The sequence below is a fragment of the Nocardia sp. NBC_01329 genome, assembly GCF_035956715.1.
GTDB lineage: Bacteria > Actinomycetota > Actinomycetes > Mycobacteriales > Mycobacteriaceae > Nocardia.
In genome coordinates this window covers 5,449,765-5,474,839 of sequence record NZ_CP108381.1, presented here as the reverse complement: position 1 = coordinate 5,474,839, position 25,075 = coordinate 5,449,765, and the positions used below count along the sequence as shown (strand labels likewise).

At 66.6% G+C, this 25,075-nt stretch carries 25 protein-coding genes and 4 tRNA genes; 19 read left to right on the top strand and 10 right to left on the bottom strand.

Features of this window, described 5'->3' with window-relative positions:
* Positions 1–120 precede the first annotated feature (120 nt).
* From OG405_RS24920 to OG405_RS24905, 4 genes are all read left to right on the top strand, one after another.
* On the top strand, positions 121–486 hold the full coding sequence (locus OG405_RS24920; protein ID WP_327148846.1) for a hypothetical protein: 366 nt from the start codon (positions 121–123) through the stop codon (positions 484–486).
* A 72-nt stretch (positions 487–558) separates the two neighbouring features.
* Positions 559–1,734 (top strand): alpha-hydroxy-acid oxidizing protein, encoded by a 1,176-nt coding sequence (locus tag OG405_RS24915; RefSeq protein ID WP_327148845.1) that lies wholly within the window; start codon positions 559–561, stop codon positions 1,732–1,734.
* Positions 1,735–1,812: 78 nt separating this feature from the next.
* Positions 1,813–1,900: transfer RNA gene (locus OG405_RS24910), tRNA-Ser, on the top strand.
* Positions 1,901–2,107: 207 nt separating this feature from the next.
* Positions 2,108–2,623, top strand: a complete 516-nt coding sequence (locus OG405_RS24905) for a putative glycolipid-binding domain-containing protein (RefSeq protein ID WP_327152504.1) — start codon at positions 2,108–2,110, stop codon at positions 2,621–2,623.
* 7 nt (positions 2,624–2,630) lie between these two features.
* Here OG405_RS24905 and OG405_RS24900 read toward each other — a convergent pair whose 3' ends face one another.
* Complete coding sequence (locus OG405_RS24900; protein WP_327148844.1) at positions 2,631–3,593, bottom strand: prephenate dehydrogenase; 963 nt, start codon at positions 3,591–3,593, stop codon at positions 2,631–2,633.
* A gap of 58 nt (positions 3,594–3,651) precedes the next feature.
* On the opposite strand from OG405_RS24900, the gene OG405_RS24895 reads away from it, so the two are divergent.
* The 3 genes from OG405_RS24895 to OG405_RS24885 all read left to right on the top strand — a co-directional run bounded on the left by OG405_RS24895 (position 3,652) and on the right by OG405_RS24885 (position 4,838).
* Positions 3,652–4,191, top strand: coding sequence for a tRNA adenosine deaminase-associated protein (locus OG405_RS24895; RefSeq protein ID WP_327148843.1), 540 nt, complete (start codon positions 3,652–3,654; stop codon positions 4,189–4,191).
* A gap of 28 nt (positions 4,192–4,219) precedes the next feature.
* Positions 4,220–4,654 carry a nucleoside deaminase gene (locus OG405_RS24890; RefSeq protein WP_327148842.1) on the top strand — a complete coding sequence of 145 codons (435 nt, stop codon included), beginning with the start codon at positions 4,220–4,222 and terminating at the stop codon, positions 4,652–4,654.
* Between the two features lie 96 nt (positions 4,655–4,750).
* Positions 4,751–4,838: transfer RNA gene (locus OG405_RS24885), tRNA-Ser, on the top strand.
* Positions 4,839–4,980: 142 nt separating this feature from the next.
* Here OG405_RS24885 and OG405_RS24880 read toward each other — a convergent pair.
* Positions 4,981–5,391: a hypothetical protein gene (locus OG405_RS24880; protein WP_327148841.1), complete on the bottom strand. Its 411-nt coding sequence runs from the start codon at positions 5,389–5,391 to the stop codon at positions 4,981–4,983.
* A 421-nt stretch (positions 5,392–5,812) separates the two neighbouring features.
* Between OG405_RS24880 and OG405_RS24875 the strand changes: the two genes are divergently transcribed.
* Entirely contained in the window at positions 5,813–6,139 is a 327-nt protein-coding gene (locus OG405_RS24875) for a 4a-hydroxytetrahydrobiopterin dehydratase (RefSeq protein WP_327148840.1), read from the top strand.
* A 116-nt stretch (positions 6,140–6,255) separates the two neighbouring features.
* Positions 6,256–6,780: a GNAT family N-acetyltransferase gene (locus tag OG405_RS24870; protein ID WP_327148839.1), complete on the top strand. Its 525-nt coding sequence runs from the start codon at positions 6,256–6,258 to the stop codon at positions 6,778–6,780.
* A 63-nt stretch (positions 6,781–6,843) separates the two neighbouring features.
* Here OG405_RS24870 and OG405_RS24865 read toward each other — a convergent pair whose 3' ends face one another.
* A complete protein-coding gene (locus tag OG405_RS24865) occupies positions 6,844–7,647 on the bottom strand; it encodes a ferredoxin reductase (protein WP_327148838.1) in 804 nt (267 codons plus the stop codon).
* A gap of 207 nt (positions 7,648–7,854) precedes the next feature.
* Between OG405_RS24865 and OG405_RS24860 the strand changes: the two genes are divergently transcribed.
* A complete protein-coding gene (locus OG405_RS24860; protein ID WP_327148837.1) occupies positions 7,855–8,466 on the top strand; it encodes a TetR/AcrR family transcriptional regulator in 612 nt (203 codons plus the stop codon).
* A gap of 80 nt (positions 8,467–8,546) precedes the next feature.
* Here the strand turns inward: OG405_RS24860 and OG405_RS24855 are convergent, their stop codons facing one another.
* From OG405_RS24855 to OG405_RS24840, 4 genes are all read right to left on the bottom strand, one after another.
* Positions 8,547–9,038 carry an SRPBCC family protein gene (locus OG405_RS24855; protein WP_327148836.1) on the bottom strand — a complete coding sequence of 164 codons (492 nt, stop codon included), beginning with the start codon at positions 9,036–9,038 and terminating at the stop codon, positions 8,547–8,549.
* Positions 9,039–9,257: 219 nt separating this feature from the next.
* A tRNA-Arg gene (locus OG405_RS24850) sits at positions 9,258–9,330 on the bottom strand.
* Between the two features lie 36 nt (positions 9,331–9,366).
* Positions 9,367–9,456, bottom strand: a tRNA-Ser gene (locus OG405_RS24845).
* A 92-nt stretch (positions 9,457–9,548) separates the two neighbouring features.
* Positions 9,549–10,289: a dienelactone hydrolase family protein gene (locus OG405_RS24840; protein WP_327148835.1), complete on the bottom strand. Its 741-nt coding sequence runs from the start codon at positions 10,287–10,289 to the stop codon at positions 9,549–9,551.
* A gap of 94 nt (positions 10,290–10,383) precedes the next feature.
* On the opposite strand from OG405_RS24840, the gene hisC reads away from it, so the two are divergent.
* Positions 10,384–11,466 carry a histidinol-phosphate transaminase gene (hisC, locus tag OG405_RS24835; protein WP_327148834.1) on the top strand — a complete coding sequence of 361 codons (1,083 nt, stop codon included), beginning with the start codon at positions 10,384–10,386 and terminating at the stop codon, positions 11,464–11,466.
* Between the two features lie 8 nt (positions 11,467–11,474).
* On the opposite strand, the gene OG405_RS24830 is transcribed toward hisC, so the two are convergent.
* Positions 11,475–12,539, bottom strand: a complete 1,065-nt coding sequence (locus tag OG405_RS24830; RefSeq protein ID WP_327148833.1) for an alpha/beta hydrolase — start codon at positions 12,537–12,539, stop codon at positions 11,475–11,477.
* Positions 12,540–12,840: 301 nt separating this feature from the next.
* Between OG405_RS24830 and OG405_RS24825 the strand changes: the two genes are divergently transcribed.
* From OG405_RS24825 to OG405_RS24815, 3 genes are read left to right on the top strand one after another with little or no spacing between them, the layout of a single operon-like run.
* The gene (locus OG405_RS24825; protein WP_327152503.1) at positions 12,841–13,974 is read left to right on the top strand and encodes a DNA cytosine methyltransferase; all 1,134 of its coding nucleotides are present in this window, start codon (positions 12,841–12,843) and stop codon (positions 13,972–13,974) included.
* Positions 13,971–14,432: a very short patch repair endonuclease gene (locus OG405_RS24820; protein ID WP_327148832.1), complete on the top strand. Its 462-nt coding sequence runs from the start codon at positions 13,971–13,973 to the stop codon at positions 14,430–14,432. The genes OG405_RS24825 and OG405_RS24820 overlap by 4 nt, the downstream gene beginning before the upstream one ends.
* 27 nt (positions 14,433–14,459) lie before the next feature.
* Positions 14,460–15,179, top strand: coding sequence for a maleylpyruvate isomerase family mycothiol-dependent enzyme (locus OG405_RS24815; RefSeq protein WP_327148831.1), 720 nt, complete (start codon positions 14,460–14,462; stop codon positions 15,177–15,179).
* Between the two features lie 60 nt (positions 15,180–15,239).
* On the opposite strand, the gene OG405_RS24810 is transcribed toward OG405_RS24815, so the two are convergent.
* Positions 15,240–17,627: an MMPL family transporter gene (locus OG405_RS24810; RefSeq protein ID WP_327148830.1), complete on the bottom strand. Its 2,388-nt coding sequence runs from the start codon at positions 17,625–17,627 to the stop codon at positions 15,240–15,242.
* A 327-nt stretch (positions 17,628–17,954) separates the two neighbouring features.
* Here OG405_RS24810 and OG405_RS24805 point away from each other — a divergent pair, with 327 nt between their 5' ends.
* From OG405_RS24805 to tgt, 5 genes are all read left to right on the top strand, one after another.
* Positions 17,955–18,473, top strand: a complete 519-nt coding sequence (locus OG405_RS24805; protein ID WP_327148829.1) for a TetR/AcrR family transcriptional regulator — start codon at positions 17,955–17,957, stop codon at positions 18,471–18,473.
* 46 nt (positions 18,474–18,519) lie between these two features.
* Positions 18,520–19,053, top strand: a complete 534-nt coding sequence (locus tag OG405_RS24800; RefSeq protein WP_327148828.1) for an RrF2 family transcriptional regulator — start codon at positions 18,520–18,522, stop codon at positions 19,051–19,053.
* On the top strand, positions 19,047–20,777 hold the full coding sequence (locus tag OG405_RS24795) for an ABC transporter ATP-binding protein (protein WP_327148827.1): 1,731 nt from the start codon (positions 19,047–19,049) through the stop codon (positions 20,775–20,777). Before OG405_RS24800 ends, OG405_RS24795 begins: the two co-directional genes overlap by 7 nt.
* A gap of 135 nt (positions 20,778–20,912) precedes the next feature.
* Positions 20,913–22,823 carry an ABC transporter ATP-binding protein gene (locus OG405_RS24790; protein ID WP_327148826.1) on the top strand — a complete coding sequence of 637 codons (1,911 nt, stop codon included), beginning with the start codon at positions 20,913–20,915 and terminating at the stop codon, positions 22,821–22,823.
* Between the two features lie 165 nt (positions 22,824–22,988).
* The gene (gene tgt, locus OG405_RS24785) at positions 22,989–24,242 is read left to right on the top strand and encodes a tRNA guanosine(34) transglycosylase Tgt (RefSeq protein ID WP_327148825.1); all 1,254 of its coding nucleotides are present in this window, start codon (positions 22,989–22,991) and stop codon (positions 24,240–24,242) included.
* A gap of 42 nt (positions 24,243–24,284) precedes the next feature.
* Here the strand turns inward: tgt and OG405_RS24780 are convergent, their stop codons facing one another.
* Complete coding sequence (locus OG405_RS24780) at positions 24,285–25,058, bottom strand: queuosine precursor transporter (RefSeq protein ID WP_327148824.1); 774 nt, start codon at positions 25,056–25,058, stop codon at positions 24,285–24,287.
* Positions 25,059–25,075: the final 17 nt, after the last annotated feature.

Genomic DNA, 25,075 nt, shown 5'->3' with positions numbered 1-25,075 from the left:
TCCGGGCGGTCGAACCGAGAATGGCGCCGCTGGAATCCGCTTCCCGCTCAGGAGAAGACCCGATCCAGCTGTTTAGAGTGCCTCACGAATTGGATTGCCGCCCGACGAGGAGAAGTTCATATGCCGGGAGTCACCTGGAACAAACGCTTTTCTACCCTGGGCGCGATTTTCACCGGTGTCGCGGTAGCGGGCATATCGGTGATCGGAGCCGGTCCGGCGCAGGCGGCACCGCCGGGAATCGTGCACTGCGCGGCAGTTCCCGTCGACAGCCGGGTCGAGGTGGAATGTACCAATACCGACGTGGGCGCTGCCACCGCCGGAATGGCGGGTTTGTGCACCAACCTGCGCATTCTCTACCGGCAGGCGGAACGGATGCGCGGCGAATCGACGATCGAGTGGGCCGAGGACTGCGGTCCGGGCGCGCATCCGATCCTGTGGAACGCATGGGGCGAGACCGACTATCAGCGGTCGTTCGACGACGACTGAGCGCGCCCGACACGATCACGGGCACATCCGAGGGAGTGCTCACAGCGCCGGACAGGGCTAGCGTGAGCGTTCGTGAGCAGCTTCATCGACTTCCAGAATGAGATCTACCTCCGGGGAATGGGTGGATCGGTACCCGAGCTGCCGATGACCGCGGACGGTTTCGCGGATCGGGCCCGGGAGTTGCTCGACGACCGTGCGTACGCCTACGTGGCAGGTAGCGCCTCCGCCGAACGCACGGCTGCCGCCAACACTGCCGCGTTCGAGCGGTACCGCATCGTGCCCCGGATGTTGCGAGGCACCAGTGGCCCGGGCGCGCGCGACACCTCTGTCGAGGTGCTCGGCACCAAACTGGCTGCTCCCGTGCTGACCGCCCCGGTCGGGGTGCTGGAACTGCTGCACGAGAGGGGCGAGGTGGTCGTGGCGCAGGTCGCCGGAGAACTCGGTGTGGGCACCATCCTGTCCACCGCGTCCTCGTCCACCATCGAAGAGGTCGGGGAGGTCGCCGGCGACTGGTGGTATCAGCTGTACTGGCCCGCCGACGACGAACTCGCCCGCTCGTTCGTCCAGCGCGCGCAGCGGGCGGGGGCGAAAGCCATCGTGGTCACGGTGGACACCCCCGCGTTGGGCTGGCGGCCGCGCGACCTCGAACTCGGCCATCTGCCCTTCCTGCTCGGCAAGGGCATCGCCAACTATCTGTCCGACCCGGTGTTCCGGGCGAAGCTCCCCGCGCCGCCGGAGGAGAGCGAGGATGCCATGCGGATGGCGATCCTCACCTGGGTGGGACTGTTCGGTAACCACAACCTGCGCCCGGCGGACCTGGCGAAACTGCGGGAATGGACCGATCTGCCGATAGCGGTGAAGGGTGTGCTGCACCCCGACGATGCCCGGCTGGTAGTGGACTCCGGCGCGGACGCGGTGCTGGTGAGCAACCATGGGGGCCGGCAGGTCGACAATTCGATCGCCGCGCTGGACGCGCTGAGCTCGGTGGTCGGGGCGGTCGGGGACCGGGCCGATGTGCTGTTCGATTCCGGTGTCCGCACGGGCTCCGACGTCATGGTCGCCCTCGCCCTCGGTGCCAAAGCCGTGTGCTACGGCCGTCCTTGGGCCTACGCCCTGGGTGTCGCCGGTAGTGCGGGGGTACGCCACGCATTGCGCCTGCTGCTGGCCGATTTCGATTCCGCTATGGGACTTTCCGGCTGCGCCGATCTCGCCGCGATCGATCGCGACCTGCTCGCCGTCCCGCGGTGAGCGCGCGGCCGGGCCCTCGGGCGGCCCGGTCGCCGGATTTCGGTCGCTACCGGTCGCATCGGTTACCATCGAGGCCCTGGAGACGTGGCAGAGCGGCCGAATGCACTCGCCTTGAAAGCGAGAGTCGTGAGAGCGACCGGGGGTTCAAATCCCTCCGTCTCCGCCAGAAATCGCGAGTCACGCGACTGCGGACCGGTATCGGGGATTCGAGGTTCGGGCGGGCATCGGGTCGTGCCTGGGCGCGGCGGCCCCCGGTGTTGCGTACGGTGGACACGTGACGCAATCGAGCGACGTAACCCCCGGGCCGGCCGTGACGCCGGCGCCCGGGCGGTGGCCCGCCGTGCTGACCTGGCGTGCGCACGACGGCTCGCGGATGGAATCGGTTCGCGTAACGCTCAACGGCAACCGGATCCGGGCCAGCGGCCGCATCATCGGTGGCGGTTGCGGAGAGCACAGTGCGTTCAGCGCCTCCTATGACCTGGTCACCGACGAGAACGGTGCGACCAGGCGGCTGTCGCTGAGCACTACCACCGCCGCCGGGGAACGGCATGCCTCCCTCGCTCGCGACGAGGAGAACTACTGGCTCGTCGACGCCACCGGCACCCATATCCGGTCCACGTTCGGTGGTGCGCTGGACGCGGATGTGGTGCTGAGCCCCTTCTTCAATACCCTGCCCATCCGCCGGTTCGGCCTACAGCACGCCATGGAGGATGTGCAGGTACCGGTGGTCTACGTGCGGTTGCCGGAGTTGACGGTGCAGGAAGCCGACCTCACATACAGCAGCGCCGGGGACGGGATCAGCGTTCTCTCGCCGGTGTCCAGCGCGACCCTGACCGTCGATCCGGACGGATTCGTCCTCGATTACCCGGGCTTGGCCGAGCGGGTCTGAGCACGGATCAGTCGGCCGCGGGGGCGAGCCGGGTGATGACTCCGCCCGCCCGCCCGGCCTCCTGCAGTGTCTCCAGCCAGCCCTCCGCGCCGGGGACGGTTCCGGTGATCTCCCAGCGTGCCGCCGATTCGTAGCGTCGCCGGGCGGCGTGACCGGCCGCGGTGAGGTCGGCGAGCGAGGTTTCGGCGCTCAGGGACTCCCTGGTCTCGTGCAGCGCGGTCAGGGTCTCGTCCAGTACCGCGAGCAACGCGTCGGAGTTGGGTTCGCAGATCGCACGCACCAGATCGGGTGCGGTCCCCGCGACCCGGGTGCCGTCGCGGAACGATCCCGCCGCCAATCCCAGCGCGAGGTCCCCGCCGCGTGCGCCCGCCACCGCCAGGGCTTCGGCGAGGACGTGCGGTAGATGCGAGATCCGGGCCACGGCGCGATCGTGTTCGGAGGCGATGACCGGTACGGCCACGGCGCCGCAGTCCAGGGCAAGTCGTGTCACCCGTGTCCAGGTGGCGGCATCCGTTCCCGGATCCACCCCGACCGCCCAGGCCGCCCCGCGGAACAGTTCCGGATCGGTTGCCTGCCAGCCCGATTCGGCGGTACCGGCCATTGGATGCCCGCCGACGTAACGAGCCTCCAGCCCGTACCGGCGGACGGCCGCGGCGACAGGGGCCTTCACACTCACCACATCGGTCAGCGCGCATTCCGGTGCGTGCTCGGCGATCGCGTCCAGCATCGTGTTGACTGCCGGCATCGGTACGGCGACCACGACGAGCGCGTCGCTTTCCGCGGCCCGGCGCAGCACGGCCGGGAGGTCGTCGCCGACATCGAAACCCGAGGTCAGGGCCGCCGCCACGCCCGGTGCCGAGCGGTTGTATCCCCAGGCGGGCCAACCGGCCGCGGTCGCCGCACGCAGCAGCGAACCGCCGATCAAACCAGTCCCGAGAACACAGAGCGCCGTACGGCCGTCAGCAGTCACCGGAACAGATTCGCATACGACTTCATCTATCGGCCCCCGGCCGACTACCGTTGCGCCCATGGCAGCACAGCGCGCGGGCACGAACACAGCGGCGTCGGATGATTACGACGACGTGGAGGGGTTCGCGGTGGCCGTTGTCCGGGAAGACGGCACATGGCGGTGCACCCCGCTGACCGAGGCCGCGCTCACCACTCTTTCGGCGGCGGAGAACGAGCTGAAGGCTCTGCGTTCCTCCGGCGCGGTCTTCGGGCTCCTGGACATCGACGACGAGTTCTTCATCGTGCTCCGTCCCGCCCCCAGCGGCACCCGGTTGCTGGTGTCGGACGCGACCGCGGCCATCGACTACGACATCGCCGCCGATGTTCTCGAGGAACTGCATATCGACATCCCTGATATCGATCCCGACGAGCTCGACGATGTCGAACCGTGGGAAGAGGGCGATCTCGCCGTTCTTGCCGATCTGGGTCTGCCCGAATCGGTACTCAGCGTGATCCTCGCCGACACCGACCTCTATCCCGACGAGCAGCTCACGATGATCGCCCAACGGCTGGGTTTCTCGTCGGAGTTCGCTGCGGTGCTCGACAAACTGCCCCGCTGAGTTGACCGCCCCGCGCTCCGATATCGAGATGGTGCGAACGGCTCTGGCCGTCGCCGCCACCGCCGATCCGCGCGATGTGCCGGTGGGAGCGGTGGTGTTCGACAGTCTGGGCCGCGAGCTGGCCCGCGCCACCAATGCGCGCGAAGCCACCGGTGACCCCACCGCGCACGCCGAGGTGCTGGCACTTCGGCGTGCCGCCGCGCTGCACGGCGACGGCTGGCGGCTCACCGGCACCACTCTCGCGGTGACTCTGGAACCGTGCACCATGTGCGCCGGCGCACTGGTCGCGGCCCGGGTGGACCGACTGCTGTTCGGGGCGTGGGAGCCGAAAACGGGCGCGGTGGGTTCATTGTGGGATGTGGTCCGCGACCGGCGGCTCAACCACCGTCCCCAGGTGCGCGGCGGCATCCTGGAGGCCGACTGCGCGGCGATCCTCGACGATTTCTTCCGGGCCCAGCGTTGAGGACTGCGTGGATACTTCTACGGTTGCCGCCCCGGGAGATTCGCAGGTCATACCCTCGATTTAGGTATACCGGGCTGTTCCGGTATTCTTGCGGGCGGTGGCGTGTCCGAGCGGCCTAAGGAGCACGCCTCGAAAGCGTGTGAGGGGTAACCCCCCTCCGAGGGTTCAAATCCCTCCGCCACCGCTTACGCCCCTCGCCTGAATTACCAGGTGAGGGGCTTATTTATTCCCCGCGGAACGCCCGCTCAGGCTCAGCGCCCACATTTTGCCCACACTCCGGCGGGCGTACGCGTCGTGTATCGCCTGTGCGATCTTGTCCAAACGACTCAGGAGCCGAACCGGAAGAATTCGAGAACCCCAGGATCGCCGGTGGGTGCGTTGGTGAGGCACCACGTGTCGAAGTCCTCCCGACGGAAGCGGGATTCGGCAGGGACCAAACGTATCTGGGCCCTCTTCGGGTCCATCCACCAGACGAGGAAGTCTGTGATCGCCCCCTCGGCGGGCCATCTGCTGGTGTCGTCAGGAAGTAGCAGAACGTCCACGAACCCACCGATGGGCAGACCGAGGTCGATGAAGATGCCGATCGCGCCCAGGCGTGGGATCCGAGCGACGGTTCCGGACAATCGCTGCCCCAGAACGAGGCCGGCGCGCACTCGATCCCAGACACCCGGGTCGTCGCTCAGATGACTCCAGTCGTAGAGGGCGTGCGGTCGATCCTCGTCGTGCTGTTCGGGCATGCCAGTGAGCCTATCGGCGGTGGTTCAGCCGGCAGGTTGGGCCGCAGCCGCCGTCGAAATAGGGACTGCATACGCAGCGCTCCTTGGATGGCTGTACCAGCATGCGGGCGACCTGCTACGGGCGCACCGGCAACGCGAGGGATGCGGTCGGCGCCGTCGCGCTGTGGGACGAAATCATGGACTTCATGCCTGAGTCTGCGCGCCGCGACAATGCGGTGTTCCGTGCTCGACAGGCGGCTGTCCTCGCCAGGGTGCCGGACCCTGAACGCGCTGTCTGGGCGGCAACAGAAGCGGCGGAGGCCATCAAAATTACTGGGTCGGCCAGGCTTCGCAGCGAGCTGAAGGGGTTAGCCGCTCACGCTCGCACGTGGGCGCATACGTCGGCGGGACGCGAGTTGCATGCTCTCGTAGGGTCCGTCGCATGACCACTCTGCCCACGCCGCTGGATGACAGCGAGATAGCCAGCCGCCTTGAAGCACTCCCCGGGTGGGTGCGCGACGGTGACGAGATCACGCGCACTTTCTCCCACACCTACCACGAGTGCGTGCACCTGGCCGTATACGTCGCGGCGAAAGCCCGCGAGGTCGGTCACCATCCTGACATGATGATCACCTGGCAGCGGATCGAGTTCCGGATCACGACTCACGATGCGGGGCGGAAGTTGACCGGGCGGGACTTCGATCTCGCGCGGGATATCGACCGGATCGCGGAAGGCGCCGGCGCAACTACAACCGATGTGACGCCCTGACGCAGTCTGGCTGCGGTGCGTGCCCTCCCGAGTCGTGCAGGCGATACCGTCCGCCGCTGCCCACATTTGCGTCGTCCGGGTGAGGGAACAACAGCTCGCGGGTAGCGTCGCTGCTCGTGACTCCGACTCTGCGTACCCAGCGTCTTGTCCTCGAGCGGTATGTCCCAGAGGACGAGGAAGGCTTCGTCGGGTTGTTTCAGGACACGAGGGTGTCTCGATGGATGGGTGACGGCCCGTCTTCCGAAGCGGCCGACCGGGCCTTGTTCGGGCGGGTCTTCACCAAGGTTTATGCGGACGATCTGTTCGACGTCTGGGCCGTTCGTCGGGACGGTCGCCTGGTCGGGCATGCCGAGATCAAGCCGGCTGACGTGGTCGAGGGCTACGAGATCATTTACGCGTTGACCCCACGGGTGTGGGGATGCGGTTTGGGCGTCGAGTTGGCAGAAGCGCTCGTCGCCTACGGTTTCCACACCCTGGGACTGACCGAGGTGCACGCCACAGTGGCCGCGCCGAACAAGGCTTCGCTGCATGTTCTGAACAAAGTTGGTTTCAAGCATATCCGGGACATCACAGAAGACGATGGCAGTTCAACCCTGCTATTGACCCGGTCGATCAGTGACAGCTCACCCACCGGCCGATAGCAAGAACGCATCAACTCGCCGAGCCTCAGCTTCGAGCTGAGGTCTCTCGACGAGGACATGGAATCAAGATGAACCCGTGTCCAACCCAGTTTTCGGGTGATCACGATCCGGTTCGAATCGCGTTCGGGCTCGTGCTGCCCGGGCGGCCGGGAAGCGTTCCAGATGAAGCGAACTCGCCGGAGCCACCCGCGGCACAGCGTGGATCGCGGCTTCGAGCATGGCCGGGGGGCCGCAGACATAAACTGCCGTTCCCGGATCGGCGCGCGCGAGGAGTTCCTCGATATCGGGCGCCCCGAATTCATCATCGGGCCGGATCACGGCGCCGGGTACCCGATCGAGGAACGGCATCGAATCCCGGGAGCGTCCGGTGTAGATCAGAGTGCCGCGCCGACCCGCGGCCTGTGCCATGGGCAGGATCGCCGTGATCCCCATGCCGCCCGCGATGAACAGATAGTCGGAGGCATCGAGAAAAGGGTAGGTGTGCCGCGGCCCGTGTACCCGCAGCGAGTCGCCACTGCACAGGTTTTCGTGGATTTCGATGGAACCGCCGTCGCCGTGCGGCATGAGCCGGACGGCTATCCGGTAGGACGACCGGTCGCGCGGGTCTCCGCACAGCGAATACTGACGTCGCCGGCCGGATGGCAGGAACACGTCCAGGTGGGCGCCGGGCAACCAGGCGGGGAGCGAGCCGCCCTCCGGGTCGACGAGTACCACTCCGACCACATCCACGGCTTCTCGCTGGATGGCGGCGACCAGGAGTCGCTGGTTGAATCCGCTGTTCCACAACGGTTTCGACCGAGGCAGTAGCGAGGCGGGGCGACGTGCGACGAAAATCGAACGGCAGACGTCCACGGCTGTGCCGATCATCTGGAAACCACGAGCCGGTACCTGAGTGCCCATCAGTTGTCGCCCGATAGGTGGGACATGCGACCCACCAGATGGAAACAAGCGGCTGCTTGGCTGGTCTGCACCATTCGGCGAATGTACATGGCAACATAATTAATAGCAATGTTGCAATATTGCGAGTGCCCGATAGGTGTTTGCATTCACGCCCTACTTGCTAGCGTTAGCTGCATGTCCGCCGCGTACACATCGTCACCCGGGCTGCAGGACGGTATCGAGGCTCGCATTCTGGACGCGGCGTTGATCAGATTCAGCGAGTTCGGCGTAAAGAAGACGACCATCGAAGACATCGCCAGGCAGGCCGGTGTCGACCGCGTCACCGTATACCGCCGCATCGGCTCCCGCGACGACGTGGTGCAAGCCGTCGTGAGCCGGGAGGTAGCCGCGGTCCTCATCGAGGTCGATGCCATCTCCACCCGGCACTCGACCTTGGCCGATCTCGTCGCCGATATCTTTGTGACAGTAGTCACTCGATGGCGGAGTCATCCGCTGGTCAAGCGGATGCTGACCGTCGAGCCGGAACGCATCCTGGAGAAATTGACAGTGGATGGCGGCCCGGTTTTCGCCATGTCGGTAGCGGCAGCCCATACCGCCCTGTGCCGTGCCGCGGACGCCGGTCTGTTCACCGAACCCGCCGATCTGCTGACCCGTGCCGAAGTGGCGTGCCGATTGGTGCACTCGTTCATCCTGTGCCCGACCGGCCTGGTACCCCTGGAATCGGATGAGCAGTTGGACGAATTCGCCCGCGCCTACGTGGTTCCCATAGTCACCGTCGAGAAGTGAGACCGACCTACCTCGGGGACGCAATGTGACCGACTGCGACGAGACCCTGTGGCGCGCCGCCGCGCCAGGGTCGCGAGTGATCAGTTCTTCGCTTCGCGGACGTCCTTTCCCAGCTCGGCGAACGCCTTGAAGTCCTGCATGTGCTGTTGCGACTGCTTGCGGAAGGCGCCGGGCATCAGCACCCCGACCAGCCGCATCAGCACGCCGCTGAACCGGTACTCGTTCTCGCTCACCCAGAGCGTCGTCTCCGGACCGGCTTCGGTCAGCCGGTCGCGCACGGCGCTCCACATGCCCTCGCCGATGATCTCACGGTCGAAGTGAACGACGCTCCCTGTCGGGATCTCGCGCAGGTCTGCCGGTTCCCGGCGCGTGATGGTCTCGGTGCACTCCATCTGCTGCCGCCCCGTCCGGATCACGACCCGTGACTTGGTACCGACCTGCCCGTGCACCCCACTCAGCGGCTCGTGCAGGACCAGACCCCGCAGCCACTTCGGCAGGTGTGCCGGGTCGGCGAGCAGCTGGGCCGCCCTCTCCCGCGGCAGGGCGATCTCGATCGAGACGGTGTACTTCATCGGCGGTGCTCCAGGTTCCCGGGGGTGGGTAGTAAGAACCACCCAGTCGATGTGATCCGTCGGGTACCCCGGTAACTGTCTGTCGAGCAGCTGCCGGGTCTGCCTCGGCAATCCAGTATCCCGGCCCGTTCGTACGGGCAAAGTACGGGATTTCGATCTCTTCATCGAGAATGCCGATCGGCCCCCGAACCGCTTTCGCGGGCCGGAGGCCGATCTCTGTGCGCCCGAAGGGATTCGAACCCCTAACCTTCTGATCCGTAGTCAGATGCTCTATCCGTTGAGCTACGGGCGCATGCGCATATTCAGTTGTCGCCCGGTTTCCCGGGCGTGGCGGAGGCGAGAGGATTTGAACCTCCGGTCCCCGTGAAGGGACAACTCATTAGCAGTGAGTCCCATTCGGCCGCTCTGGCACGCCTCCTGGAGCCTTCTCTTCGAGGGCACCGGTCCTTTCGAACCGCCGAGCAGAAAGGCTACCTGAGCTTGCCCAGAAACTGCAAAACGGCTGGTGGATCAGCGTAGGTGGCTGTCGAACCAGTCGAAAATGCGGGTTCGGGAATCCACCAGATCGTCGGCCTCGTCCTCGTCGCCTGCTCGGTTGTCGGCTCGGTGCAACAGACCCGGGTAGGTGATGACGAGGTTGGCGACCGCGGCCCGGGCGGTGGCGTCGCGGAGCGAGTCGACATCGGCGGCGGAGGTGTCGGGTTCGGCGCCGAACAGACCCAGCCAGGGGGCCTGTAGGCGGGGTGCGGCGACCACCAGCGCTTCGGCCTGCTCGGTGATGGGGTCGGCGATCCCGTGGGCGCCGACGCTCACCGCGGCGCCGACAGGGCGGTTGGTGGCTACCAGGAAGGCCGCGGTGCCGGCCGTGTCGAAACCGAGGACGCCGATGCAGTCCGGGAAGACCCCGCGGTGGGTGAGCCAGTCGAAGCAGGCGTCGAAATCCTCGAAGAGTTCGTTGCCGTACACCCCGGTCGACGACGCCGTCGCCCGATGGAAGAGGTTCGGTGCGACGACCAGCCAACCCTCGCCCGCGAGGGCGTGCATGAATTCCAGCAACGATCCGGTGAATGCCCGCGCCTCGTGCAACAACACGATGCCGCCTCGCGCGAACCCGTCCGGTTCGATAACGGTGATGGGCACATGTTCGTCGGCTTTCGCGCTGGCGGTAGCGCCTGTCGGCTCCTGGTCGTGTCCGTTCGCTGCCGCTTCGCCGCGCCGCAGCAGCGCGATATCGTCATAAGTGCCCGACATGTTCCCAGCGTAGGGCGATATCCCGGGTCCGGGGAGAATTAGCAGTTGAGCAGCCCGAACGTGGCTCGATCGAGACCGGAACTAAGCTCGTCACGTGACCGCGCACATCCGGCCGGACCTCGATTCCATTCCGGCGTACGTTCCCGGCCGCAGCCATCCCGGCGCGGTCAAGCTGGCGAGCAACGAGACCACCGTCGGTCCGCTGCCCGCCGCGAGCAAAGCCATCGCCGAGGCGGTCGAGCTCGCCAACCGCTATCCGGACAATCAGTCCGGCGAACTGCGGGCGGCGCTCGCGGAGTTTCTGGGCGTCGAGCCGGCGAATATCGCCGTCGGCTGCGGGAGCGTGGCACTGTGCCAGGAACTGGTGCAGATCACCTGCGCGGATCCGGCCGACGAAGTGCTCTACGCGTGGCGTTCGTTCGAGGCGTATCCGATCATCACCCAGGTCGGCAACGCGACCGCGGTGACCGTGCCGCTGACCGACGAAGTCCACGATCTGGATGCGCTGGCCGCCGCGATCACCGACCGGACCCGGCTGGTGTTCGTCTGCAATCCGAACAACCCGACCGGGACCGCTGTCGGCCGGGCCGAGCTGGAGCGGTTCCTGGACCGGGTGCCCGGCAATGTCCTGGTCGCGCTGGACGAGGCGTACTACGAATATCTGCGGATGACACCCGGTGACCATCCCGACGGGGTGGAGCTGGCCCGGAATCGGCCGAATGTGGTTGTACTACGTACCTTCTCGAAGGCCTACGGGCTGGCCGGGCTCCGGGTGGGGTACGCGGTGGGTGCCCCGGAGGTGATAGCGGCACTGCTCAAGGTGCATATCCCGTTCAGTGTGAGCCGGGTGGCGCAGGCCGCGGCGATCGCCTCCCTGGAGGCTCGGCACGAGCTGCTCGACCGCACCGAGGCGGTGATCGCCGAGCGCGAGCGGATGCGTACCGCGCTGCTCACGGCCGGCTATCGGGTGCCGGTGAGTGAATCGAATTTCCTGTGGATGACCCTGGGCCCGACGACCGTCGATTTCGCGGAGGCGAGTGCGGCGGCCGGGGTGATCATCCGGCCCTTCGCCGGCGAAGGAGTGCGGGTCACCGCGGGGGACCCGCACGAGAACGATCTGTTCCTGGACTTCGCGACCGCCCCCGACACCGCAGCCCGGTTCGCGGGCGGCGAGTAACCCGCGGATCAGTCGATTCCGAGCCCACCGGCGATGGTGGGCCAGGAGGCGACCAGCTCGTCGGCCCAGTACGGCCACGAATGGGTGCCGTCCGGGCGGAAGTGGGCCGTGTAGTGGATCCCGAGGGTGTCGAGGCGCTGCGCCAGGCGGCGGGTGCAGAAATCGGTGGCGGCCTCCAGCGGGCCGCCCATGAGCACGCTGGTGGGAGTTTCCGGATTCGCCAGGGTGTCGTGGACACCGGGGCGGCCGCTGCCCACCGACAGGTAGAGCGCCTTACCGCGCAGCGCGGCGGCGTGCAGGGTCACATCGTGGGCCAGCCAGGCGGGGTCCTCGGGAGCACCGAACATGTTCTCGGGGTCGCCCTTGTAAGTCGAGACCACGACGCGCGCCTGGGCCTGGCCGAGATCGGTCCCGGTCGAGAAGCATCCGCTGTGCGCGCCGACGGCCGAGTACAGGTCGGGCCTGCGGATGGCGAGCATCATCGCCGCCTCGGCGCCCATCGAGGTACCGGTCACCGCATTGCGGCCGTTCCCGGAGAATTCGGCGTCCAGCAGCGGCGGCAACTCCTCGGTGAGGAAGGTTTCCCATTTGTTGACGCCGAGTACCGGGTCGGGACGCTGCCAATCGGTGTAGAAGCTGGCGGGCCCGCCGACGGTGAACACCACATTGACCTGTTTGTCGGCGTAGAACCGGGCGGCGTCGCCCCGGTCGAGCCAGTTGTTGCTGTCGGGCTGGGTACTGCGGCCGTCGAGCATATAGACGGTGGGGCGCGGTGTGCTGCGGTCCGCCGGTAGCAGTACCAGCACCTGGACCGTTCGATGCATGGCCGGTGAATCCACGAACACCCGCATCAGGCGTTCGTTCACGGGCTGGACGCCGATGATCGCGGCGTGCGGTGCCCGGACCGGTTCGGCCGGCTCCACCGGTCCCGGGTCCTCGGCGGAGCCGGTGTCGGGTCGTGCGGGCGCGGCGTGCAGCGGTCCGGGGCCGGCTACCGCGGCGCCGGGCAAGATCGCACCGGAGAGTGCGAGAGCACCCGAGACCACGGTGGCCAGGCCGACGCGAAAATTCATGGCGCCCATCCTGCCAGAACCCTCCACGCGGACCGGGTACGTGAAAGTGCCCGTGATAAACCATGTGACCAGCGGGTTCTATGCTGTTGTCCCTGAGAGGCTCTCGATCGGTGGTGTTCGACTCGCGGGGCGGATGCCGACACCGCGGTGGCCGATCTCACCCTCGTCACCGCCTTCCGGTGCGGGGCCGTTTCCCCGGCGTGTGGGCGGGCACCGTGACCTGTCGGGCCGCCTTGATACGCGGAGTAACCTCCTTTCGGGAGCCGGACCGGATGGAGAGGACCTCGTGACGGGCGCGCGGATGGTGGGACTTTTCGCCGGGATCGGAGGACTGGAACTCGGTTTGGCGGCGCACGGCTGGCATTCGACTCTGCTCTGCGAGATCGAACCCGGGGCGCGGGCGGTGCTGGCGGCCCGGTTCCCCGATGCCGAACTGCATACCGATATCACCCGGCTGCGTGCGCTACCGCCGGACACCGAGCTGGTCGCGGCGGGTTTCCCGTGCCAGGACCTGTCGCAGGCGGGCCGGACCGCCGGTATCACCGGAACCCGGTCGAGCCTGGTCGATCATGTGTTCCGGTTGGTCCGGCGCAAACGCGGTCCGCGCTGGCTGCTGATCGAGAATGTGCCGTTCATGCTGCAGCTCGGCCGGGGCGCGGCCATGCGTCATATCACCGCGGCGCTCGACGAACTCGGCTACACCTGGGCCTATCGGGTGGTGGACGCCCGGGCTTTCGGATTGCCGCAACGACGCAACCGAGTGCTCATGCTGGCCTCGCGCACCGAGGATCCGCGGCCGGTGCTGTTCGCCGATGATGCCGGGCCCCGCCTGCTCGGATCCCCGGAATACGATCCGTGCGGGTTCTACTGGACAGAGGGCGTGCGGGGGCTGGGGTGGGTGGTCAACGCCGTCCCCACGCTCAAGGGCGGGTCAGGGTTGGGGATCGCCAGTCCGCCGGCGATCCGGTTGCCGTCGGGGGAGATAGTCACGCCGGGGATCACCGATGGCGAGCGGCTACAGGGGTTCGCCGCCGGATGGACCGAACCGGCGCTGGGCACGCCGGGGTTCCGGCCGGGGCAGCGCTGGAAGCTGGTGGGTAACGCGGTCAGTGTGCGGATGGCGGCGTGGGTGGGGTCCCGGCTGCGGGACCCGGGCGAGCCGATCCCGGGCCATATCCCGCTGCCGCCCGGCAGCCCGTGGCCGGGGGCGGCGTGGGGTCGTGCGGGCGAGGCGTTCGAGGTACCGCTCTCGCCCTGGCCCGTGCACAGATCCTACGAGGACCTGCGCTTCTTTCTCGGCGATACCCAGTTGCTCTCGGCGCGGGCGACCGCGGGCTTTCTGCGGCGCACCGGGATGGGGTCGCTGCGCTTCCCGACCGGTTTCCTCGACGATGTGCAGGCCCATCTCGATCGGATGGGTGGCTGGGCGGCATGACCGGTGAATCTCCGGTCCCGAGTTCCCGGCGACCGTCCACCGACGCGGTGACCAGTGCGCGGATGTCGCGGCAGCGGCGCGCGCACACCGCACCCGAACTCGCCCTGCGCCGGGAACTGCATCGGCGTGGACTGCGCTATTTCGTGGATCGCCCACCCATTCGCGGGCAGCGGCGGCGGGCGGATCTGGTATTCCCACGCCGGCGGATCGCGATATACGTGGACGGTTGCTTCTGGCATCGATGCCCCGACCATGCCACCGACCCGAAGAACAACGCCGTGTGGTGGGCGGAGAAACTGGCCGGCAATGTGGCCCGGGACCGGGCCACCGACGCCGCATTGCGGGCGGCGGGCTGGCAGGTGATCCGGATCTGGGAACACGAGGATCCACGTCTGGCCGCTGACCGGGTGCAGTCGGCTCTGAGCACCGGACCCGGCCCGGGAACCACTGGGATGTAGTCGTATCGCGGACGTAGGGTTGGTTCCGTGCCCAGCGATTTCATCGAACTGCTCACTGCGCGGATGCAGGCGGTCAACGATGCCACCCGTGAACTCCTCGCCACCGTCGACACCCTGGACGATGCGGCCGTCGCCGCGGCTTCGTCGCTACCGGGCTGGACCCGCGGTCACGTCCTGACCCACCTGTCCCGCAATGCCGACGGTCTGGTCAACCTGCTGCTCTGGGCGCATACCGGGGTGGAGACTCCGCAGTACGCCAGTGCGGCTCTGCGCGATTCCGATATCGAAGCGGGCGCGCCGCGTCCACTCGCCGAACAGCGAGCCGACCTGGCGGAGTCGGCCGCGCGGCTGTCCGGAATGGCCGGGGTGCTCACCGTCGAGCAGTGGCGGACCGAGATCCGCACCAGGCAGGGCACGCCGGTCGAGGCGACCCGGATTCCGTGGATGCGGTTGCAGGAGGTGCTGATCCATCACGTCGACTTGGACGCCGGTTACACCCCCGCGCAGTGGCCGTCGGATTTCGTCGCGGAACTACTCGCCGAGGCTGCCGTCGATCTGGGTGCGCGCCCGGGGGTCCGGCCCTTCGGGATCGACGCGACCGATTCCGGTTTCACGGCGATCATCGGGGCGGGTGAGCCCGAACAGGTCGTGTCGGGACCGGCATCGGCGCTGCTGGCCTGGCTGCTCGGCCGCGGGGCCGACGCAGCGCTGTCCCGGCCGTTGCCGGAAGTGCCCGCCTGGCGCTGAGGCCGGACCGGAACGGCCGGCGTCCGGGCGGACGCCGGCCGTTCGCGCACGTGCCGGGGATCAGACTCCCGCGGGTTCGGACTCGACCGCCGCGGGCTTCTCGCGCTGCTGGACCTCCCGCAGCTTCGCGCCCTCGACGTCGATATCCGGCAGGATCCGGTCCAGCCAGGCCGGCATCCACCAGGCCCATTTGCCCAGTAGCGCCAGCAGCGACGGGATCAGCACCATTCGTACCAGGAAGGCGTCGAAGAAAACGCCTGCCGCCAGTGCGAAGCCCATGGACTTCGAGGTGATGTCCGGCGAGAGCATGAAGCCGCCGAAGACCGAGATCATGATGATCGCAGCCGCGGTGACGACCCGGGCTCCGTGGTGGTAGCCGCTGATCATCGCCTCCTTCGGGCTCTTGCCGTGCACATATTCCTCGCGCATCCGGGTCACCAGGAAGACCTGGTAGTCCATCGCCAGACCGAACACCAGGCCGATCAGCACGATGGGCAGGAAGCTGATGATCGGATGGGTGTCCTTCACCAGGCCGAAGGCGCCCTCCTGGAAGATCAGTACCGTCACGCCGAAGGTCGCGGCCATCGAGAGCAGGAAGCCCAGCGCGGCGGTGAGCGGGACCAGGATGGACCGGAAGACCAGCAGCAGCAGCACGAACGCGGCCGCCGCGACGATCGCCAGGTACGGAACGATGCTGGTGAGCAGCACACTGTTGACGTCGGCGTAGATGGCGGTCTGGCCGGTGACTCCGTATTCCATGCCGTACCGGTCTTTCAGCGCGGATTCCGCATCGCGGGCGCGCTCGACCAGATCCTGGGTTTCGGCACTGTTCGGACCGGACTCCGGGACCACCTGGAACAGTGCCGCCTGTCCGTCCGGGCTGGGCTGGGCGACGCTCAGGTAGTCCACGCCGTCGTAGCTCGCCAGTTGGTCGCGCAGTGCCGTCAGTGCGGAGTCACGCTGATCTTGCGGGGTTTCGGAGAGGTCGACCGCCACGACGAGTGCGCCGTTCTTCCCCTCACCGAAACCCTCGGTCTGTAGTTCGTAGGCCTTACGGACCGAGGAATCCTCCGGCATGCTGTCGCCGCCGGGCAGACCCAAATTCAATTGGGTGGCCGGGGCGGCGAGCGCGCCGAGTACGAGCGCGCTGGCGACCAGCGTCAACACCGGCACCCGGGCTATCAACCGGGCGAAACGCATGCCGTTGGTGATCGAATCGTCGTCCTCGGGATCGTGCCGGGCGACCAGCGGCAGCTTCGGCTTGAACAGCGCTTTGCCCAGCGCGCCGAGCATGGCGGGCAAGAGTGTGATGGCGGCGGCCACCGCGAAAGCGGCGGCGATAGCGCCACCGATACCCATTGCCGTGAGAAACGAGATCCCGACCACCGAAAGGCCCAGCAGTGCGATCACGACGGTCAACCCGGCGAACACCACAGCCGACCCGGCGGTACCGACAGCGACGCCGGCGGCTTCCTCGGGGGAGTCCTGAACCACCAGTTCGTGTTTGTACCGGGAGACGATGAAGAGGGCGTAGTCGATGGACAGCGCCAGGCCGATCATCGAGGCCAGGATGGGGGTGAAGGTCGGCACCTCGGTCAGCGAGGTACCGGTCAGCAGGAGTGCGCCCGCGCAGGCCACGCCGACGATACCGGTGACGATCGGGACGAATGCCGCGACGATGGCGCCGAAGGCGATGATCATGACGACCAGCGCGACCCCGATGCCGATCATCTCGGCCTGGCCGGATTCGGGCTGGGCCTGGGCGATGGCGCCGGTCAGTTCGACGGTCAGGCCGGCGTTACGGCCTTCCTGGGCGATGGCCTCGGCGGCCTGCCGGTGTTCCTCGGTGACATCGGAGAAGGTCGGCATCGTGAATTTCGCGTCGATCACGGCGACGGTTTGCGGTGCGTTCTCGTTCAGCACATTCAAGGGGGCGCCGCCGCAGAGGCCCTTGAAGTCGGGCGAGTCCCTGCCGTCGAGGCAATTCGGCTCCGGGGTCGGCGGAGTCTCGCCCGGGGCGAGGTCGGCCGCGGCCTGCGCTTGCTCCTGCGCGGCCTCTCGGCTCGCGGGCATCATCGACGTGGCCGTGACCGGATCGACGATCTTCTCGGTGTGATCGACGATATCCAGCTCGTTCAGGCGCTGGACCATCACGTCGAGTGCGGTCTTGTTGGGTTCGTCGGCCAGGGTGCCGTTCCGGGAGGCGACCACATAGGTGCCGTTGATGGCGTCGATGCTGAACATCGAGGCCATCTGTGGCATATGTTCCTCGAGAATCGCGGTGGCCCGCTCCGACGGTAGTCCCGGCATCTCGAAGCTGTCCTGGAACGGTTTGGACAGCGTGGCGGCCGCACCACCGAGTAGCACCACTATCAGCGCCCAGACAGGCAGCACTATCCACTTCCGGCGGAAAGCGAACTTTCCCCATCTGTACAGGAATACGGACACGAGGGTTTTCTCCTAGCGATGCCGGGACGGTTTGGTCATCTGAGCTGTGACGAACTGACGGCCGACGTCCCTATCGCGGACAGAAGCTGTGGGAGCCGGACGCTTTCGCGGGCCCGAAGCCGGTAAATCCGCCTACACGGTGGACGTCAGTTGTATCTACCGTACGGTAGGTAGGCTACCGGTAGGTTAAGCGGAGGAACAAGCTCGACTTCCGGTGCCGATCGAACCTGTCACCGGAGAACGAGAAGGGCAGAAATGGCGAATCGCAGATCTGGCGACCACGTTACTGCAGGTCGAGACACCAAGAAGGCTATCCGAGAGGCCGCCGTGCGGCTGTTCGTGGCCAAGGGTTACGAAGAGACGAGCCTGCGCGAAATCGCTGATGCGGTCGGAATTACCAAGCCGTCGCTCTACTATCACTTCGCCTCGAAGCTGGAACTGCTCACAGCCATCGTCAACCCCCTCCTCGACGAAATGCGCGCGCTCGCCGACGAGGTAGAACGACTCACCCCGGACGCCGCAGGACGCCGGACCGTCCTGCGGACCTACCTCCGGGCCATGATTCGGCACCGCGACGCCGGGGAGATGTGGGTAAACAATGCGGTGCCGCTCGCCAACGCGCTGGCCGACCAGTTTCCAGTGATAATCGAGGTCGGGCAGGTATTGCGCGATTGGCTGGCCGGACCCGAGCCCACCACTGTGCAGTTGCTCCGCGCCAGTGCGGCGATGGAAATTCTCAGCGTCGCACTGTTCTCGAACAAGATCGTCCAAGACGCGGGTGATGATGTGGTGGAGGCGACGTTGCTGGACGCGGCGCTCGCGACGCTGCAACCCGGCGACGACTAGGTTTGTCGCGTCATCGTGCCCCGGCACACGAAAGGTCAGGTCAGTCGTGCACATCACCGCAAAGGTGGATCATGCCGTGCGGACACTGCTCGAGATCACGGCATCCGATCAGGCTGTCGCGGTGAAAGCAGAATCCATCGCGGCAGCTCAACGCATTCCACCGAAGGTGCTCGAGAGCGTCCTGGCCGAACTGCGCCGGGCCGGACTGGTGACCAGCCGGCGCGGTCCCGACGGTGGTTACCGGCTGGCCCGGCCGGCTGCCGATATCTCGATCGCCGACGTGATCCGCGCGCTCGAGGGCCCGCTCGCCTCGGTCCGCGGACTGCGACCGGAAGAAGTGCAGTACACGGGGGTGGCCGAACCGCTGCGACAGGTGTGGATCGCGCTGCGGGTGAACCTGCGCGCGGTACTGGAGAACGTGAGCCTGGCCGATATCGCCGCGAACGGACTGCCGGAATTCATCGGCACGTTGACCGCCGATCCCGGTGCCTGGGCGCGCCGCGAACCGCACCTCCCGGACCCGGGAAAAATGACGGGGCGCCCCACCGGCGCGGACGGTAGCGTTCGATCATCATGTTGATCCGACTGCTCCGTGGTTTCCTGGTTCCCTACCGGAAACAGTTGACCGGGATCGTGGTACTGCAGCTGATCTCGGTGATCGCGATGCTGTACCTGCCGAGCCTGAACGCCGACCTCATCGACGAAGGCGTCACCAAAGGCGATATCGGCTACATCTGGACTGCCGGGCTGCGCATGCTGCTGGTCTCCGGCGTGCAGATCATCGCATCGGCGTCCTCGGTCTTCCTGGCCGCGCAGGCCGCGATGAGCGCGGGCCGGGATCTGCGCGGGGCGCTGCTGCACCGGGTGAGTACCTTCTCGGCCCGTGAGATCGGAATGTACGGCGCGCCCTCGCTGATCACCCGAAACACCAACGATGTCCAGCAGGTGCAGTTGCTCATCGTCATGGCCTCGACCGTGGCGGTGATGGCGCCGATCATGTGCATCGGCGGCATCGTCATGGCGCTGCGTGAGGACTTCGGCCTGTCCTGGCTCCTGCTCATCGCGGTGCCGGCCCTCGCGCTGAGCATGGGGCTGATCATCGCCCGGATGGTGCCCGCCTTCCGGCAGATGCAGGCCAGGCTCGACGAGGTCAACCGGGTGTTGCGCGAGCAGATCACCGGTATCCGTGTGGTCCGCGCCTTCGTCCGGGAACCGCTCGAGACCTGGCGGTTCGGGGTGGCCAACACCGACCTCACCGATGTCTCGCTGCGAGTGGGCCGGTTGATGGCACTGATGTTCCCGACGGTCATGCTGATCAGCAACGTCACTTCGGTGGCGGTGATCTGGTTCGGCGGTAAGGCGATCGACGCGGGCGCGATGCAGATCGGCTCGCTGACCGCGCTGCTCTCCTACATCATGCAGATCCTGATGGCCGTCATGATGGCCTCCTTCCTGGCCATGATGGCGCCGCGCGCGGCCGTCTCGGCCGACCGGATCTCCGAGGTACTCGACACCGAATCCTCGGTGCGTTCGCCGGAACAACCGACGGCGTTTCGCGGCGACCCGGCCGAAGTGCGGGTGCGCGATATCGCATTCAGCTTCCCGGGCGCGGAGAAACCGGTGCTGTGCCGGATCGATTTCCGAGCACGTCCCGGCGAAACCACGGCCGTCGTCGGCTCCACCGGTTCCGGTAAGACCACCTTGCTGAACCTGATCCCACGCCTCATGGATGTCACCGAGGGTTCGATCGAGATCGGCGGCACCGATGTGCGCGATCTCGATCTGGCCGAGTTGCGGGCGCAGATCGGCCTGGTTCCACAGAAGGCGTATCTGTTCTCGGGGACGGTGGCGAGCAACCTGCGCTACGGCGATCCGGACGCCACGGACGAGCAGCTGTGGCGCTGCCTCGAGATCGCCCAGGCCGCCGATTTCGTGCGGGCCATGCCCCAGGGCCTCGAGACCCCGGTCGCGCAGGGCGGTACGACGGTATCGGGCGGGCAGCGGCAGCGGCTGGCCATCGCGCGAGCACTGGTCCGGCAGCCACGGGTCTACCTGTTCGACGATTCGTTCTCCGCGTTGGACGTGGCCACCGACGCACGGCTGCGCGCGGCCCTGCGCCCGGCGACCCGCAACGCCGCGGTGATCATCGTCGCCCAGCGGATCGCCACCATTCGCGATGCCGATCGGATCGTGGTTCTGGAAGACGGTGAGATGGCGGGTACCGGTACCCATGAGGAACTGCTGCGCGATTGCGCGGAGTATCGCGAGATCGTCGAATCCCAGCTGAGTGTGGAGGAGGTGTGAAGATGCGATACCTCCGCCTTCGCTGCGGCCTCCGCGGACCGCATGTACTCGTTTCGGAGGAGGCGCTATGATGCGATACCTCCGCCTTCGCTGCGGCCTCCGCGGACCGCATGTACTCGCTCCGGAGGAGGCGCTATGAGGCCGGGGATGCCGATGGGAGCTCCGGACGCCAAACCCAAATCGTTCAAACCGTCGCTGAAGCGGCTGGTGCGGCGGCTCGTGCCGGAGCGCGGGCTGGTGAGTGTGATCATCGGGCTGGGCATCGTCTCGGTGGTGCTGAACATCGCCGGCCCCTACCTCCTCGGCCAGGCCACGAACCTGATCTTCGACGGCGTCGTCGGCCGGCAGCTGCCCGCGGGGCTGAGCAAAGACGAGGCGATCGCCGGACTGCGCGCCCAGGGCCAGAACACCATGGCCGACATGCTGTCCGGGATGGATGTCGTACCCGGTGTCGGCATCGACTTCCACCAGGTCGGCCGGGTGCTGACCGTAGTGCTCGCGCTCTACCTCGGTGCGGCGATATTCGGCTGGTTGCAGGCATTCCTTCTCAACGACGTGATCAACCGCGTCATCAAACGGCTGCGATCCGATGTCGAGGACAAGATCCACCGGCTGCCGCTGAGCTACTTCGATTCCGCCCCCCGCGGTGATGTGCTCAGCCGGGTCACCAACGATGTGGACAACGTCTCGCAGAGCCTGCAGCAGACCATGAGTCAGCTGCTCGTCTCGGTGCTCACCGTGATCGGCATCCTCGGGATGATGTTCTGGATCTCCTGGCTGCTGGCCCTGGTCGCACTGCTGACGGTGCCCGCGGTGATCGTGGTGACCGCCCAGATCGCCAAACGGTCCAAACCGCATTTCGTCGACCAGTGGAAATACACCGGCCTGGTGAACGCCCAGGTCGAGGAGGCTTTCACCGGGCACGAGGTCGTCACCGCGTTCGGCCGCAGCAAGCAGGTCGGCGCCGAATTCGACCAGCGCAACAACCGTTTGTTCGAGTCCAGTTTCAAGGCGCAGTTCATCTCCGGCCTGATCATGCCCGCGTCGATGTTCCTCGGTAACGTCAACTATGTGCTGGTCGCGCTGATCGGCGGACTTCGGGTGGCCTCCGGTCAGTTGTCACTCGGTGAGGTGCAGGCCTTCATCCAGTACTCGCGCCAGTTCAGCCAGCCGCTGACCCAGATCGGTGCGATGGCGAATCTGCTGCAGTCGGGGGTCGCCTCGGCGGAGCGGATCTTCGAGATTCTCGACGCCCCCGAACAGAGCCCCGACCCGGCGAAGCAGATCGCCCGCCCGCCCGAACGCGGTCTGGTGGAGTTCGACGACGTCTCCTTCCGCTACGAACCGGAGACCCCGGTGATCGAGCACCTCTCGCTGGTCGCCGAACCGGGGCATGTGGTCGCGATCGTCGGGCCCACCGGTGCGGGAAAGACCACCCTGGTGAATCTGCTGCTGCGGTTCTACGAACTGGATTCCGGTGCCATCACCATCGACGGGGTCGATATCACCGCATTGAGCCGCGCACAGCTGCGCTCCCGGATCGGGATGGTGCTGCAGGACACCTGGCTGTTCAAGGGCACCATCCGGGAAAATATCTCCTACGGTGATCCGAGCGCGGACGCCGACGATATCCTCACCGCCGCGCGTGCGGCCTATGTGGACCGTTTCGTGCACGCGCTGCCGGACGGATACGACACCGTCATCGACGAAGAGGGCACCGGAGTGAGCGCCGGTGAGAAACAGCTCATCACCATCGCGCGTGCGTTCCTGTCCAAACCGGCCATCCTGGTACTGGACGAGGCCACGAGTTCGGTCGATACCCGCACCGAACTGCTGGTCCAGCAGGCCACCGCGGAACTGCGCCGGGACCGGACCAGCTTCGTCATCGCGCACCGGCTGTCGACCATCCGCGACGCGGATCTGATCGTGGTGATGGAAGCGGGCCGGATCGTGGAGACGGGCACACACGAGAACCTGCTGGAGCAGCAGGGACCGTACTACCGCCTCTACAATGCGCAGTTCGCGGCCGCCGCGGTCGAGGCCTGATCCCGGCATGGGCGAGTCAGGCCCGAAGTAGGCAGCGAAGCGTAACCGCGTAGAGCCCTCGCTCATGCTTGATAGTCCCGGGATGGGCGAGTCAGGCCTGTAGTAGGTAGCGAAGCGTAACCACGCAGGGCCCTCGCTCATGCCTGATGGGCACTGCCTGAGAGGATGACGGCCGTGTCGGATGGCGTCGGTTTCTCGTTCAGCATCGGTACCCGCCTCGAGGGGCGGCACGGCCGCACCGGGGTGCTGCAGACCCCGCACGGAACCGTCGCCACCCCGGCGTTCGTCCCGGTGGGAACCAAGGCGACCGTGAAAGCGGTGCTGCCGGAGGCGGTGCGCGAACTGGGCGCGCAGGCGGTCCTGGCCAACGCATACCACCTGTACCTGCAGCCCGGCCCGGATATCGTCGACGAGGCCGGTGGTCTGGCGGCCTTCATGAACTGGCCGGGTCCCACCTTCACCGACAGCGGCGGTTTCCAGGTCATGTCGCTGGGCGTGGGGTTCAAGAAGGTCCTGGCCATGGAGACCGTCGATGTGCGCAGCGACGAGGTGATCGCCAAGGGCAAAGAACGCCTGGCGACCGTGGACGACGACGGGGTGACCTTCCGCTCGCATCTGAACGGGTCGAGGCATCGTTTCACCCCCGAGGTCTCGATGGGTATCCAGCATCAGCTGGGCGCGGACATCATGTTCGCGTTCGACGAGCTCACCACCTTGATGAACACCCGTGGCTACCAGGAGAAGTCGGTCCAGCGCACGCACCAGTGGGCGCAGCGGTGCATCGATGAGCACGAACGGCTCACCGCCGAACGCGCCCACCGGCCCTACCAAGCGCTGTTCGCGGTGGTGCAGGGTGCGCAGTACGAGGACCTGCGGCGCAAGGCTTCCCGCGACCTGGCCGAGATCCGGGGTGCCGCGGGCACCGGCTTCGACGGTTACGGAATCGGCGGCGCGCTGGAGAAACACGCGCTGGGTACCATCGTCGGCTGGTGCTGCGACGAACTACCGGAGGACAAGCCCCGGCATATGCTCGGGATCAGCGAACCGGAGGATATGTTCGCCGCGATCGAGGCCGGTGCGGACACCTTCGACTGTGTGAACCCGTCCCGGGTGGGACGCAACGGCGGTATCTATGTGGAGGCCGGCCGGTTCAATATCGACACCCTCCGGTTCAAACGGGATTTCACCCCGATCGACGAAACCTGTGACTGCTACACGTGCGCGAATTACACCCGCGCGTATATCCACCACCTGTTCAAGGCCAAGGAGATGCTGGCCTCGACGCTGTGCACGATCCACAACGAGCGGTTCACCATCCGGCTGGTCGACCGTATCCGGGCCAGTATCGACGGCGGGTACTTCGACGAGTTCCGTGCCGAAGCGCTGGGGCGCTGGAAGGGCCGGATCACCGCGCCGTAATGGCCGTTGCCCCGGCGGTGGCCGGGAACAACGGTCGGCGGGTCAAGAGCGCAGCGGGGCGGCCTCGCTCGGTGCGTAGGTCGGCTCGTGTTTCTTCAGCCACGCGATGACCCGGTAGGTCACCGGCAGGACCAGGATCTCGCACAGGGTTTTCCACAGGAATCCGACGATCACGTAGTTGAAGAATTGGCTCCAGCTGTCGATGCCGATGGCCGTCGCGGCGATCGAACAGAAGATCAGCGTATCGGCGAGTTCGCCGACCACCGTCGAACCGATGAGCCGAGCCCACAGGTGCTTCTCCCGGGTCCGTTCCTTGATCAGTACCAAGGTCGCGGAGTTGAGCAGCTGGCCGACCACATAACCGGCCAATCCGGCCAGAACCAATTGCGGTGTGGTGCCGATGACGGTACGGAAGGCCTCCTGGTTCTCGTAGAACCCCGCGGCGGGCAACCGGATCGCTACGGCGAAACAGATAACAGTGAGCAGCAGTGCGGCGAAACCATAGAAGACAGCGTGCCGGGTGGCACGGAATCCGTAGACCTCGCTGAGGACGTCACCGAGGATGTAGGCGAGGGGGAACAGGAAGAACGCGGCGTCGGTGGTGATCGGCAGGATCTCCAGAGGTCCGAGGGTCAGCGAACTGCCGGAGAGGAACTGCACCCCCTTGGTCGCGCAGATATTGGAGACGATGAGAGTTGCCGTGAACAGTACGACGATCGGTGTGTAATACCCCCGCGCCACCGGTGCGTACGCCGCATGTGCGGGCGCGGGGTGTCCAGACTTGCCGGGTAAGGGTGTTTTGTTCGACTCTTCCACCCGACTATCCAATCAAA

Excerpts from the sequence above, each read along its gene's own strand:
- OG405_RS24880 (WP_327148841.1), bottom strand. The coding sequence starts at position 5,391 with ATGCCCGAACAGCACGACGAGGATCGACCGCACGCCCTCTACGACTGG.
- tgt (WP_327148825.1), top strand. The coding sequence starts at position 22,989 with ATGACGGCCGTGTCGGATGGCGTCGGTTTCTCGTTCAGCATCGGTACC.
- OG405_RS24855 (WP_327148836.1), bottom strand. The coding sequence starts at position 9,038 with ATGAAGTACACCGTCTCGATCGAGATCGCCCTGCCGCGGGAGAGGGCG.
- OG405_RS24920 (WP_327148846.1), top strand. The coding sequence starts at position 121 with ATGCCGGGAGTCACCTGGAACAAACGCTTTTCTACCCTGGGCGCGATT.
- OG405_RS24890 (WP_327148842.1), top strand. The coding sequence starts at position 4,220 with ATGGTGCGAACGGCTCTGGCCGTCGCCGCCACCGCCGATCCGCGCGAT.
- OG405_RS24905 (WP_327152504.1), top strand. The coding sequence starts at position 2,108 with ATGGAATCGGTTCGCGTAACGCTCAACGGCAACCGGATCCGGGCCAGC.
- OG405_RS24820 (WP_327148832.1), top strand. The coding sequence starts at position 13,971 with ATGACCGGTGAATCTCCGGTCCCGAGTTCCCGGCGACCGTCCACCGAC.
- OG405_RS24790 (WP_327148826.1), top strand. The coding sequence starts at position 20,913 with ATGAGGCCGGGGATGCCGATGGGAGCTCCGGACGCCAAACCCAAATCG.
- OG405_RS24840 (WP_327148835.1), bottom strand. The coding sequence starts at position 10,289 with ATGTCGGGCACTTATGACGATATCGCGCTGCTGCGGCGCGGCGAAGCG.
- OG405_RS24825 (WP_327152503.1), top strand. The coding sequence starts at position 12,841 with ATGGTGGGACTTTTCGCCGGGATCGGAGGACTGGAACTCGGTTTGGCG.
- OG405_RS24895 (WP_327148843.1), top strand. The coding sequence starts at position 3,652 with ATGGCAGCACAGCGCGCGGGCACGAACACAGCGGCGTCGGATGATTAC.
- OG405_RS24795 (WP_327148827.1), top strand. The coding sequence starts at position 19,047 with ATGTTGATCCGACTGCTCCGTGGTTTCCTGGTTCCCTACCGGAAACAG.
- OG405_RS24860 (WP_327148837.1), top strand. The coding sequence starts at position 7,855 with ATGTCCGCCGCGTACACATCGTCACCCGGGCTGCAGGACGGTATCGAG.
- OG405_RS24865 (WP_327148838.1), bottom strand. The coding sequence starts at position 7,647 with ATGATCGGCACAGCCGTGGACGTCTGCCGTTCGATTTTCGTCGCACGT.
- OG405_RS24875 (WP_327148840.1), top strand. The coding sequence starts at position 5,813 with ATGACCACTCTGCCCACGCCGCTGGATGACAGCGAGATAGCCAGCCGC.
- OG405_RS24830 (WP_327148833.1), bottom strand. The coding sequence starts at position 12,539 with ATGAATTTTCGCGTCGGCCTGGCCACCGTGGTCTCGGGTGCTCTCGCA.